Source organism: Arthrobacter burdickii (genome assembly GCF_030433645.1).
GTDB classification, from domain to species: domain Bacteria; phylum Actinomycetota; class Actinomycetes; order Actinomycetales; family Micrococcaceae; genus Arthrobacter_D; species Arthrobacter_D burdickii.
This window is the reverse complement of sequence record NZ_JAROCG010000001.1, coordinates 2,652,238-2,668,009: the sequence shown is the minus strand read 5'-3', so window position 1 is coordinate 2,668,009 and position 15,772 is coordinate 2,652,238. Positions and strand designations below refer to the sequence as shown.

General features: G+C 69.4%; 16 protein-coding genes. 9 read left to right on the top strand and 7 right to left on the bottom strand.

The window, feature by feature from the left end; genetic code table 11:
* The first annotated feature begins 5 nt into the window (after positions 1-5).
* The gene (locus P5G52_RS12535; RefSeq protein WP_301227830.1) at positions 6-1,025 is read left to right on the top strand and encodes a DUF808 domain-containing protein; all 1,020 of its coding nucleotides are present in this window, start codon (positions 6-8) and stop codon (positions 1,023-1,025) included.
* A 52-nt stretch (positions 1,026-1,077) separates the two neighbouring features.
* Here the strand turns inward: P5G52_RS12535 and P5G52_RS12530 are convergent, their stop codons facing one another.
* The 3 genes from P5G52_RS12530 to P5G52_RS12520 are packed head-to-tail and all read right to left on the bottom strand — an operon-like array spanning position 1,078 to position 3,801.
* On the bottom strand, positions 1,078-2,049 hold the full coding sequence (locus tag P5G52_RS12530) for a COX15/CtaA family protein (protein ID WP_301227828.1): 972 nt from the start codon (positions 2,047-2,049) through the stop codon (positions 1,078-1,080).
* 4 nt (positions 2,050-2,053) lie between these two features.
* Positions 2,054-2,848, bottom strand: a complete 795-nt coding sequence (locus P5G52_RS12525; protein WP_301227826.1) for an ABC transporter permease — start codon at positions 2,846-2,848, stop codon at positions 2,054-2,056.
* Complete coding sequence (locus tag P5G52_RS12520) at positions 2,845-3,801, bottom strand: ABC transporter ATP-binding protein (protein WP_301228796.1); 957 nt, start codon at positions 3,799-3,801, stop codon at positions 2,845-2,847. The genes P5G52_RS12525 and P5G52_RS12520 overlap by 4 nt, the downstream gene beginning before the upstream one ends.
* A 201-nt stretch (positions 3,802-4,002) precedes the next feature.
* On the opposite strand from P5G52_RS12520, the gene P5G52_RS12515 reads away from it, so the two are divergent.
* The 6 genes from P5G52_RS12515 (at position 4,003) to P5G52_RS12490 (ending at position 9,218) form a co-directional block, all read left to right on the top strand.
* Positions 4,003-4,824: a helix-turn-helix transcriptional regulator gene (locus P5G52_RS12515; protein WP_301228794.1), complete on the top strand. Its 822-nt coding sequence runs from the start codon at positions 4,003-4,005 to the stop codon at positions 4,822-4,824.
* A complete protein-coding gene (sufB, locus tag P5G52_RS12510; protein ID WP_301227824.1) occupies positions 4,824-6,296 on the top strand; it encodes a Fe-S cluster assembly protein SufB in 1,473 nt (490 codons plus the stop codon). Before P5G52_RS12515 ends, sufB begins: the two co-directional genes overlap by 1 nt.
* A 2-nt stretch (positions 6,297-6,298) precedes the next feature.
* Entirely contained in the window at positions 6,299-7,633 is a 1,335-nt protein-coding gene (gene sufD / locus P5G52_RS12505) for a Fe-S cluster assembly protein SufD (RefSeq protein ID WP_301227821.1), read from the top strand.
* Positions 7,633-7,992, top strand: a complete 360-nt coding sequence (locus P5G52_RS12500) for a non-heme iron oxygenase ferredoxin subunit (RefSeq protein WP_087073212.1) — start codon at positions 7,633-7,635, stop codon at positions 7,990-7,992. Before sufD ends, P5G52_RS12500 begins: the two co-directional genes overlap by 1 nt.
* 61 nt (positions 7,993-8,053) lie before the next feature.
* Positions 8,054-8,821: a Fe-S cluster assembly ATPase SufC gene (gene sufC / locus P5G52_RS12495; protein ID WP_301227818.1), complete on the top strand. Its 768-nt coding sequence runs from the start codon at positions 8,054-8,056 to the stop codon at positions 8,819-8,821.
* A gap of 67 nt (positions 8,822-8,888) precedes the next feature.
* Positions 8,889-9,218: a metal-sulfur cluster assembly factor gene (locus tag P5G52_RS12490; RefSeq protein WP_087073208.1), complete on the top strand. Its 330-nt coding sequence runs from the start codon at positions 8,889-8,891 to the stop codon at positions 9,216-9,218.
* Between the two features lie 74 nt (positions 9,219-9,292).
* Here P5G52_RS12490 and P5G52_RS12485 read toward each other — a convergent pair whose 3' ends face one another.
* Genes P5G52_RS12485 through P5G52_RS12475 form a run of 3 tightly spaced genes read right to left on the bottom strand, consistent with a single transcriptional unit; the run spans position 9,293 to position 11,317 of the window.
* The gene (locus P5G52_RS12485; protein WP_301227816.1) at positions 9,293-9,982 is read right to left on the bottom strand and encodes an energy-coupling factor transporter transmembrane component T family protein; all 690 of its coding nucleotides are present in this window, start codon (positions 9,980-9,982) and stop codon (positions 9,293-9,295) included.
* Positions 9,979-10,683 carry an energy-coupling factor ABC transporter ATP-binding protein gene (locus P5G52_RS12480; protein ID WP_301227814.1) on the bottom strand — a complete coding sequence of 235 codons (705 nt, stop codon included), beginning with the start codon at positions 10,681-10,683 and terminating at the stop codon, positions 9,979-9,981. Before P5G52_RS12480 ends, P5G52_RS12485 begins: the two co-directional genes overlap by 4 nt.
* Complete coding sequence (locus P5G52_RS12475) at positions 10,676-11,317, bottom strand: biotin transporter BioY (protein ID WP_301227812.1); 642 nt, start codon at positions 11,315-11,317, stop codon at positions 10,676-10,678. Before P5G52_RS12475 ends, P5G52_RS12480 begins: the two co-directional genes overlap by 8 nt.
* A gap of 168 nt (positions 11,318-11,485) precedes the next feature.
* Here P5G52_RS12475 and P5G52_RS12470 point away from each other — a divergent pair, with 168 nt between their 5' ends.
* On the top strand, positions 11,486-13,084 hold the full coding sequence (locus P5G52_RS12470) for an ABC-F family ATP-binding cassette domain-containing protein (RefSeq protein WP_133081896.1): 1,599 nt from the start codon (positions 11,486-11,488) through the stop codon (positions 13,082-13,084).
* Positions 13,085-13,440: 356 nt separating this feature from the next.
* Here the strand turns inward: P5G52_RS12470 and P5G52_RS12465 are convergent, their stop codons facing one another.
* Positions 13,441-15,036 carry a hypothetical protein gene (locus P5G52_RS12465; protein WP_301227808.1) on the bottom strand — a complete coding sequence of 532 codons (1,596 nt, stop codon included), beginning with the start codon at positions 15,034-15,036 and terminating at the stop codon, positions 13,441-13,443.
* A 591-nt stretch (positions 15,037-15,627) separates the two neighbouring features.
* On the opposite strand from P5G52_RS12465, the gene P5G52_RS12460 reads away from it, so the two are divergent.
* A complete protein-coding gene (locus tag P5G52_RS12460) occupies positions 15,628-15,768 on the top strand; it encodes a hypothetical protein (RefSeq protein WP_301227806.1) in 141 nt (46 codons plus the stop codon).
* Positions 15,769-15,772: the final 4 nt, after the last annotated feature.

Below are 15,772 nucleotides of genomic sequence, written 5' to 3'. Positions count from 1 at the left end.
GGGCTGTGAGCGGCGGTCTCGTCGCCCTGCTCGACGACGTCGCAGCCCTGGCCCGCATAGCGGCCGCTTCGATGGACGACGTCGCTGCCGGGGCCGCGAAAGCGGGGACCAAGGCCGCCGGCGTGGTGATCGACGACGCCGCTGTGACACCGCAGTACGTGTCCGGGGCGGATCCCTCCCGCGAACTGCCGATGATCAAGCGGATCTTCTGGGGGTCGCTCCGGAACAAGCTGATCTTCATCCTGCCGGCGCTGCTGCTCGTCAGCGCTTTCATCCCGGGGGTCATCCCGTTCATCCTCATGCTGGGCGGAACCTACCTCTGCTACGAGGGGGCGGAGAAGGTCTGGCACAAGCTCCGCGGCCACTCCGAGGCCGAGAAGGCGCCGGCGGTCGAACGGGGCCCGGAGGCGGAGGCCAAGGTCACCAAGGGTGCCATCACCACCGACTTCATCCTGTCCTGCGAGATCATGGTCATTTCGATGACCGAGGTCGCCGACGAGTCCCTGTGGGCACGGGCGCTCATCCTGATCGTCGTGGCGTTCGCGATCACGGTGATCGTCTACGGTGCCGTGGCACTCATCGTCAAGATGGACGACATCGGCCTGCACCTGACCACCAAGGACTCGGCGGGCTCCAAGCGCCTCGGCCAGCTGCTGGTGAAGGGGATGCCCGCCGTGCTGACGGTGATAACGCTCGTCGGGACCGTCGCCATGCTGTGGGTCGGTGGTCACATCATGCTGCAGGGGGCCTACGACCTGGGGTGGCACGCGCCCTATGACCTGGTCCATGTCCTGGAGCACCCCTTCGCCGGAATGCCCGTGGCGGGCGGCTTCCTGGCCTGGCTCGTCAACACCCTGTGCTCGGCCGTCCTCGGACTCGCCTGGGGCCTCATCGTCATGGCTGTCGTGCACCCGCTGATGAACGCGCTGCCGTTCGGGAAGAAGGGCGGGCACGACGAAGGCGACATCCGTGCCGCGGTCGCCGGCCATCGGGCGTCGGGAAGCGACGGCGGTTCCGCCGCCTGACCAACGCGCCCTTCTGGCTACCCGGCGTTTCGCCGGTTCACCGCACCGGATCCTAGGAGACGGCCTGCGGCACCCTGGTTCCGGCCGTCGTGCCCGGTAGCGGCTTCCGCGTGGTCCCGGTGTAGAGGGCGTGGATCGCGGCAGCCATCAGCAGGGACGCCCCGAGCATGTGCAGAGCCACGAGGGCGACCGGCAGGTGCAGGAAGTGCTGCGTGTACCCGATGGCGCCCTGCGCCAGCACGACGGCGGCGAGGATGACGAGCGCCCGGCGCAGCTTCTCGTGGACCTGCGAGCGGTGGGCGAGGAGGACGGCGAGAGCCACCGTGGCGACGAGCAGGTACACCGGCAGGGCGTGCACGCGCGTCACGATGTCGGAATCGAGCCCGTTCCGGGCAGCCCCGTGGTCGCCGGCGTGCGGGCCGGAACCGGTGACGACGACGCCCAGGACGACGGCGATCGAGGTCAGGACCGTCGCCGTGACGAGCAACTGGCGCAGGAGGGCCGGCGCTGCCGGGTCCTTTCGGCCGCGGTACTGGTCCGCCGTGAGGCGCGCGCGATTGACCAGCACGGTCGCCAGGGCGACGAGGACCATGGACACGAGGAAGTGGAGGCCGACGACCCACGGGTTCAGGCCGGTCCAGACGGTGATGCCGCCGATGACGGCCTGCGCCGGGATACCGAGGAAGAGCCCGATGGAGAGCCGGAACAGGTCCCTGCGCTCCCGCCGCATCCCGAGCACGGCGACGATCATGGCGACGGCGATGACAACCAGCACGAAGGTGAGGAGCCTGTTCCCGAACTCGATCACGCCGTGGAAACCCATTTCGGGCGTGGTGACGATCGAGTCCGGCGTGCAGCGCGGCCACTCCGGGCAGCCGAGGCCCGACGCGGTGAGGCGGACCGCGCCTCCGGTCACGACGATGGCGATCTGCGAGACGAGCGAGGCGATCGCCAGGCGGCGTACGAGCGGCGTCGTGGTGCGAGGGAGGGCATCCGTGAGGCGGGAGATCGAGGGGAGGGTCATGACGTCAGCTCCATTTGAACCAGCGGATGGCCGCCAGGCTAGCGAGCGCGGCCCAGGCGAGGAGGACGAGGCACGCGACGGGGTCGAGGGTGCCGTCCACCAGGGCGCTGCGCAGTCCGTCGCCGAGGGCGGCGGACGGCAGCACGGAGATGAACGGCTCGGCGGCAACGGGCAGGCTCGTTGCCGGGATGATCACGCCGCCGGCCGCGGCCAGCAGGATCCAGACGAGGTTGGTGACGGCCAGGGTGGCTTCGGGACGGAGCGTGCCCGCCACGAGGAGTCCCAGGGCCGTGAAGGCCGCCGAGCCGACCAGCAGGAGGACGGCGGCGGGAAGGATGCCCTCGGCCCGCGGGGACCAGCCCAGGAGCGCGGCCGCACCGCCGATCACGACGAGCTGGACGGCGAGGACGACGGCGACGGCGACCGCCTTGCCGAGGATCAGCCCGGAACGGCCGAGCGGCGTCGTCGAGAGGAAGCGGAGCACGCCGTACCGGCGGTCGAAGCCGGTGGCGATGCCCTGTCCGGTGAAGGCGGTGGACATCGTGCAGAGGGCGAGGACCCCCGGCGCGGCGATGTCGATGCGACTGGGGCCGTAGGCATCGAGCAGCGGAGTGATCACGAGGGCCGTGAGTGCCAGCATGGGCAGGACGATCGCCAGGACGAGCTGCTCGCCGTTGCGGAGCATCGCCAGGGCCTCGTACCCGCCATGGCGCAGGACGCGGGTCGGCAGGGAGGCGGCAGCGCCCGTGACTGCTCCGGTGCCTTGCAGGCCCTGCGGTGGAGTTGCGCCCGGTGTCATCGGATGCTCCGTCCGGAGATGTCGAGGAAGACGTCCTCCAGGGAGCGGGGCGCCATCGTGATGGCGGTGGGCATCACACCGGACGTCTGCCACCACTCGGCCAGGCGCGCGACGTCGCCCGCCGTCAGCGACCCGCGGAGGACGTAGTGCCCCGGGTCGGGTTCGCGCTGGTGCAGGTGGGGGAGGAGGTCGGGTGGAAGCGCCAGGCCCGGCACGGTCTCGAAGTGCAGTTCGCGCATCCCCTCGGCGTCCTTGTCGGCCGTGAGCTCCGCGACGGTGCCTTCGGCGACCGTGCTGCCGCCCTCGATGATGTAGACGTAGTCGGCGAGCCTCTGGGCGTCGTCGAGCAGGTGCGTGGTGAGGATGACGGCGAGGCCGTCCGCGCGGAGTTCCCGGATGAGGTCGAACACGATCGAGCGGGACTGCGGGTCCAGGCCCGCGCTCGGCTCGTCGAGGAAGACGACCTCGGGCCGTCCGACCAGTGCGCAGGCCAGCGCCAGTCGCTGCTTCTGCCCTCCGGACAGCCGGCGAATGGAGACGGCACCGAACTCGTCGAGGCCGAGGCGCTCGGCCAGCGCGTCGACGGGCAGGGGAGCACTGTACATGGAGGCGACATGGCGCAGCAGCGCCAGCGGCCGGACCGACGGCGGGAGGCCGCCGTCCTGCAGCATCACGCCGACCCGGGCACGCAGCTGGGGTGTCGCCCGGTAGGGGTCCTGGCCGAGGAGGCGGACCACGCCGCCATTTGCACGCTGCAGCCCCTGGGCGCACTCGAGCGTCGTCGTCTTGCCTGCTCCATTGGCGCCGAGCAGTACGGTCACCGCGCCGTGCGCTGCGTTCAGGCTGACGCCGTCGAGCACGCGCACCATCCGGCCGTCGAGGGAGCCGACAGGACCGAAATCCTTGATCAGGCCGTCGATCTCGAGGGCGGGGGAAGTTGTCGGCACCCGAATATTCTACGTCAGGTAGTAGGAGGCCGGAGGGCCGCAGGTGGGTAGCCTCGCCTAAGTGGTGGTGCGGAATACATTAGGTCATGCTTGTGTTGTGTATTTTGTCGCCGATGGGAGGAATGGACTGTGACCGCATCGCCCCGCGCCGCCGTTCCGGCGGACGACAGCCTCACCCCGGGCGTCCCTGCCGGCCGTGCTGACCGGATGGCCCAGATCGTCTCCCCGGATCCCGACGAGCGCACCCGCGACCGGGTGCTGTCGGCCGTGCTCGAGCGCGGACCGGTGAGCGCCGCGGAGCTCGGGAACAGCCTCGGCTTCACACCCGCCGCCATGCGCCGGCACCTCGACGCCCTCTCCTCCGAGGGCCTCATCGAGGTCAAGCGCGTCCGCGGTTCCGCCACAGGCGCCGGCCGCCCGGCCCGCCGCTACGTCCTGAGCCGGCGCGGCCAGAGCAAGATGGGCAACGACTACCTCGACATCGCCACCGCAGCACTGGCGCAGCTCGGCGAGGCCGCGGGCCCCCAGGCCATCGAGGACTTCGCACGCACCCGCTTCTCCGGCATGGAGGAGCGCTACCGTCCGATCGTCGAGGCCGCCGGCCCCGACCTCGAGGCGCGCGCCCAGGCCCTGGCGGGCGCCCTGACGGCCGACGGATTCGTCGGATCGACCAAGACCGTCGGGATGCCGCAGGCACGCGGCGTCCGCACCGCCTCGACCCCGTCGAGCCGCCCGACGATGCTCAGCGTCCAGCTCTGCCAGGGGCACTGCCCCATCCAGGGACTGGCCTCGGCCTTCCCGGCATTCTGCGACCAGGAGACCGGCGTCTTCGCCCGCCTGCTCGGCGTCGACGTGCGCCGGCTCTCGACGCTGGCCGGCGGCGGCCACGTCTGCACCACCCACATACCCCTGGGAAGGGCGACGGCGGCTCCGGCAGCCTCCGGATCCACCGCCGTCCCCGCGGCCGCGGACTCCGCGTCCCCCAGCAATCCAGCAACGTTATCCATCCATCAGCAAGGAAGGCCATGATGACGGATCAAGTAGACCGCAAGCCAGCTGCGTCGGCAGTGCCGGAGTCGGTGATCAGCGACATCCTGGAGAAGAACCCGGAACTCGAGGGCATCGGCACCTACCAGTACGGCTGGGCCGACAAGAACGAGGCGAGCGACAACGCGCGCCGCGGCCTGAGCGAGGAAGTCGTCCGCGACATCTCCGCGAAGAAGAACGAGCCCGAGTGGATGCTCGATCTCCGCCTGAAGGGCCTCAAGTACTTCGACCGCAAGCCCATGCCCGCCTGGGGTGCAGACCTCTCCGGCATCGACTTCGACAACATCAAGTACTTCGTGCGCTCCACGGAGAAGCAGGCCAATACGTGGGAGGACCTCCCCGAGGACATCCGCAACACCTACGAGAAGCTCGGCATCCCCGAGGCCGAGCGTGCACGCCTGGTGTCCGGCGTCGCCGCCCAGTACGAGTCCGAGGTCGTCTATCACCAGCTCCGCGAGGACCTCGAGCGCCAGGGCGTCATCTTCCTGGACACCGACACAGCACTGCGTGAGCACCCGGAGATCTTCAAGGAGTACTTCGGCACGATCATCCCCGTCGGTGACAATAAGTTCGCCTCCCTGAACACGGCCGTCTGGTCGGGCGGATCGTTCGTGTACGTGCCCAAGGGCGTCCACGTCGAGATCCCCCTGCAGGCGTATTTCCGTATCAACACGGAGAACATGGGCCAGTTCGAGCGCACGCTGATCATCGCGGACGAGGACTCCTACGTGCACTACATCGAGGGATGCACCGCCCCGATCTACACGTCGGACTCCCTGCACTCCGCGGTCGTCGAGATCGTGGTGAAGAAGGGCGCGCGCGTCCGCTACACCACCATCCAGAACTGGTCCAACAACGTGTACAACCTCGTGACCAAGCGCGCCATCGCGCACGAGGGCGCCACCATGGAGTGGATCGACGGCAACATCGGCTCGAAGGTCACCATGAAGTACCCGGCCGTGTACCTGGTCGGCGAGCACGCCAAGGGCGAGACGCTCTCCATCGCCTTCGCGGGCGAGGGTCAGCACCAGGACACCGGCTCGAAGATGGTGCACATCGCGCCCAACACGAAGTCCTCGATCATCTCCAAGTCCGTGGCGCGCGGCGGTGGACGTGCCGCCTACCGCGGGCTCGTCCAGGTCCGGGAGGGGGCGACCCACTCGGCGAACACCGTGCGCTGCGACGCGCTGCTGGTCGACACCATCTCGCGCTCGGACACGTACCCGTACGTGGACATCCGCGAGGACGACGTCACCATGGGCCACGAGGCCACCGTGTCGCGCGTCAGCGAGGAGCAGCTCTTCTACCTGATGTCCCGCGGGCTTCCTGAGGACGAGGCCATGGCCATGATCGTGCGCGGCTTCATCGAGCCGATCGCCCGTGAGCTGCCCATGGAGTACGCGCTCGAGCTGAACCGGCTGATCGAACTGCAGATGGAAGGGGCCGTAGGCTAGCAATGGCTGAGACCACCCACACGGAAATTTCGCCCAATACCGCTCCCGAGGGAGAGGTCACCGACCTCGGCGACCTCGACGAGAAGGCCCGCCTGGGCGCCCCCTCGGGCGCCTCGGCCCCCATCGACGGTTTCACGGAGGAGGGTGAGCGCCTCTCGGCGCGCAACGCGGGTTCCGAGCAGCTCGGGCTCAAGAAGCACAGCCATGGCAACGCCCCCGTCGTCCCCGAGGCGTCCCGCGGGGAACGCCGGAGGTCCTTCGACGTCGCCGACTTCCCGTCGCTGACGGGCCTCGAGGAGGACTGGCGCTTCACGCCGCTCAAGCGCCTGCGCGGACTGCACACCGACGCACTGACGGGCGCGGCTCCGGCCGTCGCGGTGACCGGTGCCGGCAACGTGACCGTCGAGACGGTCGAGCGCGGCGACGCCCGCCTGGGCACCGCTGCAACGCCTGAGGACCGCGTGTCCGCGGCAGCCTGGAATGCCTTCACCGAGGCGACCGTCATCACCATCCCGAAGGAGACGGTGGCCGACGGCGAGGTCATGGTCAGCGTCACGGGATCGGTGTCCGACGCCGCCGCGCAGCACATCCTGGTCCGTGCGGAGGCCTCCTCGAAGGCCGTCGTGGTGCTGGACCACTCCGGCTCCGTGACGCTCGCCCAGAACGTCGAGATCGTCGTGGGCGACGGCGCGGAACTCACGGTCGTCAGCGTCCAGGAATGGGACGACGACGCCGTGCACGTCTCCTCGCAGCAGGCGAAGGTGGGACGCGACGCGCGCTACAAGCACGTCGTCGTCAGCCTCGGCGGCGACCTCGTGCGCCTCACGCCGTCCTCGATCTTCACCGCCCCCGGCGCAGAGGTCGAGATGTACGGCCTGTACTTCGCAGACGCCGGCCAGCACCTCGAGCAGCGGCTGCTGGTCGACCACGCCGTGCCCAACTGCAAGTCCCGCGTCACCTACAAGGGTGCCCTGCAGGGCAAGGACGCGCACACCGTGTGGGTCGGCGACGTGCTGATCCGCAAGGCGGCCGAGGGGACGGACACCTACGAGACCAACCGCAACCTCATCCTCACGGACGGCGCGCGGTCCGACTCGGTCCCGAACCTCGAGATCGAGACGGGCCTCATCGAGGGCGCGGGCCACGCCAGCGCCACCGGCCGGTTCGACGACGAGCACCTCTTCTACCTGATGGCCCGCGGCATCCCCGAGAAGGATGCCCGCCGCCTCGTGGTCCGCGGCTTCCTCACCGAGGTCATCCAGCAGATCAAGGTACCCGCGCTCGAGGAGCGGCTCTCCGAGTCGGTCGAGCGCGAACTCGCGGCGGGCAACCTCTGATGGCCGATGCCCCCAGCGGCGAACTGATCTGCAGCGTCGACGACATCCAGGTGAAGCAGGCGCTGCGCGTGCTCATCGACGACTATCCCGTCGTCATCGTCCGCGACTCGGACGGTGAGATCCACGCTCTCGGCGACACCTGCTCCCACGCGGACGTCTCCCTGTCCGAGGGCGACGTCGAGGGCTGCACCATCGAATGCTGGGGCCACGGCTCCCAGTTCGACCTGCGCAGCGGTGCCCCGCTGCAGCTCCCCGCCTACGAACCGGTCCCGGTGTTCGCACTCGAGATCCACGACGGCGACGTCTACGTCGATATCACGACGGTCACCAACGGAGCCCCCGCCCCGCAGTTCGGCTAGCGCGGCCGTCCACGCACTTCCTGCACACTTCCTGCACAGCAGGCGAAGGAGAAAGAACACGATGTCCACACTTGAAATCAAGGACCTGCACGTCAGCATCGACACCGAGCAGGGCAACATCCCCATCCTCAAGGGCGTCACGCTGACGATCAACACCGGCGAGACGCACGCGATCATGGGGCCCAACGGTTCCGGCAAGTCGACCCTCGCGTCGACGATCGCCGGGCACCCCCGCTACAAGGTCGACAGCGGCTCCATCACGCTCGACGGCGAGGACGTCCTGTCCATGAGCGTCGACGAGCGTGCCCGCGCCGGCCTCTTCCTGGCCATGCAGTACCCCGTCGAGGTACCCGGCGTCACGATGACCAACTTCCTCCGCACGGCCAAGACCGCCCTCGACGGCGAAGCCCCGAGCCTGCGCCACTGGACCAAGGACGTTAAGGCTGCCATGTCGCAGCTGCGCATCGACGCGGACTTCGCCCAGCGCAACGTCAACGAGGGCTTCTCCGGCGGCGAGAAGAAGCGTGTCGAGATCCTCCAGCTCGAGCTCTTCCGCCCGAAGTTCGCGATCCTCGACGAGACCGATTCCGGACTCGACGTCGACGCCCTGAAGGTCGTCTCCGAGGGAGTCAACCGCGAGCACTCGAAGGGCGAGATGGGCACGCTGCTCATCACCCACTACACGCGGATCCTGCGCTACATCAAGCCGGACTTCGTGCACGTGTTCGTGGCCGGCCGCATCGCCGAAGAAGGCGGTCCGGAACTCGCCGACCGCCTCGAGGAAGAGGGCTACGATCGGTTCACGGCCCAGTCCGCGGTCGAGGCCTAGGACCACCAGGATCCCCGGCACGTCCGCGTGCCGGACCACCTGACTACTGTTCGGAAGGAAGAGTGCGATGAGTGATGTGCAGCAGGCGCAGACCGCGCTGGATGACATCGAGGAAGCGCTGCGGGACGTGATCGATCCGGAGCTCGGCGTGAACGTCGTCGACCTCGGGCTCCTCTACGGCCTGAAGTATGCCGAGGACGGCGCCCTCCTGATCGACATGACGCTCACCACGGCCGCGTGCCCGCTGACCGACGTGCTCGAGGAGCAGGTCGGCCAGGCGCTGGACGGCGTCGTCGACGAGTGGCGGTTGAACTGGGTGTGGATGCCGCCGTGGGGTCCCGAGAAGATCACCGAGGACGGCCGCGACCAGATGCGGGCTCTCGGCTTCAACATCTGAGCTTCACCCGGCGATGATCCGGAGGGCGGTTCCAGCGTGCGCTGGGGCCGCCCTCTTCGTCGTTCCGGAGGACGTCAGCCGTTCGTCGGGTTCCGGCGGCGGCCGGCTGCCCCGGGGTCCCCGTCCTCGTCCGGCTCGTCGTCCTCATGGTCGCCGAGGCCCCTCGCCGCAAGCGCCTCACCCGTCCGGTGGGCGTACGCCACCGCGCCGACGACCAGCGGCGTCACGGCGACGCGCGGGCTCCGGTCCAGTCCCCGCGCACGGGCCGCCTCGCGGACGTCGACGAACAGGCCCGCGAGGTAGGGAATGCTCCGCAGCATGATCGAGAGCGCGAGGGCGAAGCGTTCCGGATCGGCGCCGAGCCGCCGGAAGGGCCGCACCAGCCGCACCACCCCGTCGAGGAGGTCCTGGGTCGGCGTCGTGAGGGTCACGGCCCGCGCCGCCAGGAGGCAGGCGACGATGCCGCCCACAACCACGAACGCGCGCAGCCACCCCTGGGCCACGCCCTGGTAGAGCGCAAGGATTCCGAGGACGGGCGCCGCCGGGAGGAGCATGCGCAGCACGCGCGCGGGGGAGAGGCGTGCGCCGGCCAGGAGTGCACCGGCCGTCACGGCCAGCGCGACCGCCGTGGTCTCCGGCGACCGCCACGCCACGACGGCGACGGCGCAGGCGAGGGAGGCTCCCGCCTTGAGCGGGAGCGGCAGCCGGTACAGGAACCCATGGCCGCGCTCGTACAGGCCGAGGGTGCTGCCGAAACCTCTCACGGCCGGCCGTCCGGCACCGCTGCCGCCAGCTCGCGGTAGAGCGCCACGGCGTCCGCCGGCGCACCGTCGAAGACGATCCTGCCGCCGTCGACCACGAGTGTCCGGTCGCTCTCGAGGGCGAAGTCCAGGTTGTGGGTGGTGAACACCACCTGCTGGTCGAGGCCCGCGATGAGGGAGCGGACCCGTGCGTCGTTGCGAAGGTCGAGCAGCGTGGTCGGCTCGTCCGCCACGAGGATCCGTGGTTCCACCGCGAGAACGACGGCGAGGGCGAGGATCTGGCGCTCACCGCCGGACAGGTCGTAGATGCTGCGGTCCGCGAGGTGCGCCACACCGAACCGCCGCAGGACGTCCTCGCCCCGCGGGCGGCGCTCCGCGGCAGGGAGCCTGCGGGCCCGGAGGGACAGTTCGACGTCCTCGCGCCCCGTCGGCATGACGAGCTGCGACAGGGGATCGGTGAAGACGAACCCGACGGCGCGGCGCACGGCCCGCCCGGCGGTCCGGGTGTCCTCCCCGAACACCGCCACGGATCCCTCGGACGGAGCCAGCAGGCCGTTGATCATGCGCAGCAGGGTCGACTTCCCGGACCCGTTCCCCCCGATCACCGACACCCGCCGTTCCGCCAGGGTGAGCGTGAGGGGGTGGATGAGCGTTCGGGCCTCTCCGTCGTCCGTCCGGACGCCGGCGCCCCTGAACTCAATCACGGGGTGCGCGCCTCCCGGCGGAGAGCAGTCGGGGGAAGGCGCGGTGGACCGACACGGCGAGGAGCGCGGCCAGGACGTTCTTGACCATGTCGCCGGGGAGGTACGCGGCGTCGATCACGACCGCCTCGCGCAGGGGGAGGCCGGCGTTCACCATGAGTCCCGCCACGCCCAGCGGGTGGATGGTCAGGAGACTGGCCGCCAGGCAGGCGAGGAAGAGGAGGCCCGCGCGGAACCGGCGCGCCCTGCGCAGCACGACGACGGCCAGCAGGCCCGCGACGAGTGCTGCGAGGGGGAACGCGAGGAGGTAGCCGGCCGACGGTCCGGCGAGGACGCCGAAGCCGCCGTTGAAGCCGCTGAAGACCGGCAGGCCGATCAGCCCGGCGACCAGGTAGAGCAGGACGGCGGCGGCTCCGCGTCCCGGTCCGAGCACGACACCGGCGAGCATGACACCCAGGGTCTGCAGCGTGATGGGCACACCGAGCGGGCCGACCGGTATACCGGGTAAGATTGCAAGGGCGGCGATGAGGGCGGCAAAGACCGCGACCAGCGAGAGATCGGTGGTATCCCACCGCTTCCGGGACGACCGCCGGCTCGCGCCGGCCGGTCCGGTGACGGTTTTCTCCGCTGGCTGCATGGCGCACGCTCCTTCAGCAGGCCGGAGTCGCACCGGCTCTTCCGGTGATTTGTCGAATTCCTCCAGCCGTAACTGCTTCTGTACCGAGACTAGCGCCGGTCATTCGGGGATCCCTTGTGGGATTCCTACAAGAAAACGCCGTCTCTGGCACCATCGAAAGGCCTCACCGTGATCAACGTATCGAACTTGGAGCTCCGGGCTGGAGCCCGCCTGCTCATGGACGAGGTGTCCTTCCGCGTGGACAAGGGCGACAAGATCGGGCTCGTCGGGCGCAACGGCGCCGGCAAGACCACCCTCACCAAGGTGCTCGCCGGGGAATCGCTCCCCGCAGGTGGCACGGTGACCCGTTCCGGTGAGATCGGCTACCTGCCGCAGGACCCCCGCACGCCGAACATGGAGCAGCTGGCCCGTGACCGGATCCTCTCGGCGCGCAACCTCGACGCCGTCGTCGGCGAACTCCGCCAGGCCCATGAGGACATGGCCAGCGAGAAGACGTCCGTGCGCAACAAGGCGATGGCGCGCTACGACCGCATCGAGGCCGCGTTCCTCGCCGGTGGCGGATATGCCGCTGAGGCCGAGGCGGCGTCCATCTCCTCGAACCTCGCCCTGCCCGAGCGCATCCTCAACCAGCCGCTGAAAACCCTGTCCGGCGGCCAGCGCCGGCGCGTCGAGCTCGCCCGCATCCTGTTCTCGGGTGCGGAGACGATGCTCCTCGACGAGCCCACGAACCACCTCGACGCCGACTCCATCGCCTGGCTGCGTGACTTCCTGAAGAACCACCAGGGCGGGCTGATCGTGATCAGCCACGACGTCGAGCTCCTCGAGGCGACCGTCAACAAGGTGTTCCAGCTGGACGCCAACCGCGCGACCATCGACGTCTACAACATGGGCTGGAAGCGTTACCAGCTCCAGCGCGAGACGGACGAGCGGGCCCGGAAGCGCGAGCGCGCCAATGCCGAGAAGAAGGCCCAGGTCCTCATGGACCAGGCGAACAAGATGCGGGCGAAGGCCTCGAAGGCCGTGGCCGCACAGAACATGGCCAAGCGCGCGGAACGCCTGCTCGGCGGCCTCGACGCGGTGCGGGCCTCCGACCGGGTCGCGGCCCTCCGCTTCCCCGAGCCGTCCCCCTGCGGCAAAACGCCCATGACGGCCGAGGGGCTCAGCAAGTCCTACGGATCGCTCGAGATCTTCACCGACGTCGACCTCGCGATCGACCGCGGGTCGAAGGTGGTCATCCTCGGACTCAACGGTGCCGGGAAGACCACGCTGCTGCGCATGCTCGCCGGGGTGGACAAGCCCGATACGGGACAGGTCATCGCGGGCCACGGACTCAAGGTCGGCTACTACGCCCAGGAGCACGAGACGCTGGACACCCAGCGGACGGTCCTCGAGAACATGAAGTCCTCGGCCCCGGACATGCAGGACGCGGAAGTGCGCGGCATCCTCGGTTCGTTCCTCTTCTCGGGCGACGACGTCGACAAGCCCGCCGGTGTGCTCTCCGGCGGCGAGAAGACACGCCTGGCCCTGGCGACCATCGTCGCCTCCTCGGCGAACGTGCTGCTCCTCGACGAGCCGACGAACAACCTTGACCCTGCGAGCCGGGCAGAGATCCTGGGGGCCCTCAAGAACTACAGCGGGGCAGTGGTCATGGTCAGCCACGACGAGGGTGCAGTCGACGCACTCGATCCCGAGCGGGTCGTCCTGCTGCCGGACGGCGTCGAAGACCTGTGGAACCAGGACTACCTGGAGCTCGTCACCCTCGCCTAGGTCCGGCCGCCATTCACCACCCCTGCCAGGGGTCCGGGCGTCTCCCATGGGGCGAGGACCCCGGTCGAACACCGCTCGACATCTGTGTCGCCCGCGACCCCTTGGCGGCAGACATAAGGAAAGCCCCTCGGGAGGGGCTTTCGTCGATGGGACAGTTGATGATCGGTCGTGGTCGGCGGTGATGCGCTCCTCCTCCCGGCGCCGGTGGCGCCCCTCGACTGCTTGATGGCAACGAGGCTAATTCCTGCCCGGATGGCGGTGCAACACCGATACGTGGTTGCATTCCGGCCCGTGATGTTCTTCAATCGCCTCCGACCACTCGGAGGCTGCTGGTACCGGAGGGTCGGGCGAGGCGGCTACTGGTAGGTGACCAGCCAGGGCTTCGGGTCGACGAGCGTGTAGGTCTGCTCCGGTGTCAGCATCGGCTGGTCCTCGTCATAGAAGTTCTTCCACGAGGGCCAGGTTCCTTCGGGAGGTACGGCCTGGAGTGCGAACCAGGTATCGAGTTTCTGGGCGGGGGTTCCGTGGCCGTCGGCATGCAGGGTCACTGCCAGTTCTGTCCGTGAGACGTCGAGGTCCTCCCGCTCGCTGATCATGTCGATGCGGAACTGGTGGACCATCAGGAGTTTTTGCGGCAGGGCGCGGTCCCGAGTGAGGTCCGCGAGCCAGGTGGTGGCAGCATTGATCTCGGTTGTGCCCACGGTGCCGATCTGCTCAAGCGGCTGTTGGCCGGGCAGAAGCCTCCACTCCGGGTCCAGGGCCAGGCCGACGGACGGTCGGGCAAGGAGCTCTTCATAGAGCTTGGCCTGGGACAAGAAGTCGGACCGCCCGGACTGCAGGTCCAGCACCACGTACACGCCCTGTTCCTCAGCGGCGTCGATCCAGGGTTCGAGCTCGTCGATGGAGGTCTCGCTGGAGTAGTCGCCGTCGGCACCGGGGTCGGCGCTGGCCACGGTGGCGATGAGATCGAGAGCAGGAATGACGGGTTCATCACTGAACGGCTGGTACTGGGCGGCGAGATCCTTCACCCGTGCGAGCGTCGCCTCGATGCCCTGCTCGCCCAGCGCTCCGAGGTAGGGGCCGCTGGGGTGCCCGTAGAGGGCCACCATGCGGCGGCCGGGAAAGATGGTCTGGCCACCGCCGGGCAACTGTGCGGCCGTCGCCGCAACGCGAATCCGCTCGGTGAAGATTTCCTCGGATCCGAACGCGTCACCCACGGCGAGGATCGCCCGGTCGGCGTGGGACCGTACCGCATCCACACTTCGCCCCGTGGCTCGCGGATCTGCCTCCGCCACCAGTTCGACGTCGGCTCCGGCGGCCCTGGCCGTCGCCAGAGGCGCCAGCGCGGAGGATGGCGTGGCCAGCACCAGCGCCGGGTCGGGCTGGGCCGCGGGCGTGAAGTCCGGGACCTTTTCCGTAGTAGCGAGGTCCGCGAGTCCCGCACCCGGAGACGGAGCACTGGTCGCCGCGGCCGAGGCGTCAGGCGCCGATGCGTCAGGCAAGGGGTCGGGTGCTGTGTCGGGCACAGCGTCGGGTGCCGCCGGGGCGGCCGGCTCGAGCGTGAGCAGGCGCGGGTCAGGCCCGCCCAACGCGCCGACCGAGGCGACGACGCCGGGCTCGGCCACCGGGAGTGGAGTGACGGACAAGCCCAGGACGGGTTCGAATCCGGCGGCCGTCGTAGGACCGGACACCAGGTCGCGCGGCCCGGCGAGAGCCTCCCAGTCGGCCGTCGGATCACCGTATCCGATGACCGTCTCGGCCCCCAGGCGGTCGAGTTCGGCCATGACCTCCGCACCATCGGACCCGTTCCGGTCCACCACCAGGAGGGGAACGTGGAGGCCGGCCGCGGCGCTCGAGGCCGTCGCGAGCTCCGCGTCCGGCGCGGGTCCCTCCTCGCCGCGGCGGGCGAGCACGACGGCAGCGGGACTCCGATCGAACAGCAGGGCGCTCATACCGACCGACGCCTGCGTTGCAGCACCGGCCACGACACGGCGGGTACCGGCACCGGGACTCGCAAGAACGACCGACGCGGCCTGGGACGCGGTCGGCTCCGCTTGCCCCGGTGCCGACGGCTCGTTCGGGATGCAACCGGGCAACGCAACCAGTGTGGCGAGGGCGAGGACAATGCTGGCGCGGGGAGCACGACGGGAAGCGATGAGGGGCCAACTTTCTCGAAAAGGCTCCTCCGACTCTAAGCCCTCGCCCGCCCGCGGACCACGGGCAGCCCACCTCGGGACCGATCCGTCGCATGCGATCCGGTGCAGAACGGCACCTCGGCCACGGTCCTGCCGCACCGGGAGCGGAGTAGAATTATGTCCCCACCATGAATCAGGTGTCTGATGAGAATTCATCGAATCCACCAACAGCAGCATCAGCACGTCGCCGGCAGTCCAGGCTCCGAACCGGCGGCCCGTGGCGCCGGGGATGCAGACCCCGCCGGGCGGTCCGAGCCGACGCCGCGGACGAAGAGAAGGCACCCATCGTTCTTCGGCGGGCTCGATGCAGCCGTCGCGACGTTCCTGGGTCCGCCGGATCGGTCGGACGTGAACACCCCCGTGATCCACGCCCATGACGCGGCGGAGGACAGCTCGGATGAGACCCTTCGCTCCGTGGAGATCTACACGGACTCCTTCGGTCACCACTACGGCCAACGCAAGCCGCGAGCGGAACGACGTGAACCCTGAGCGG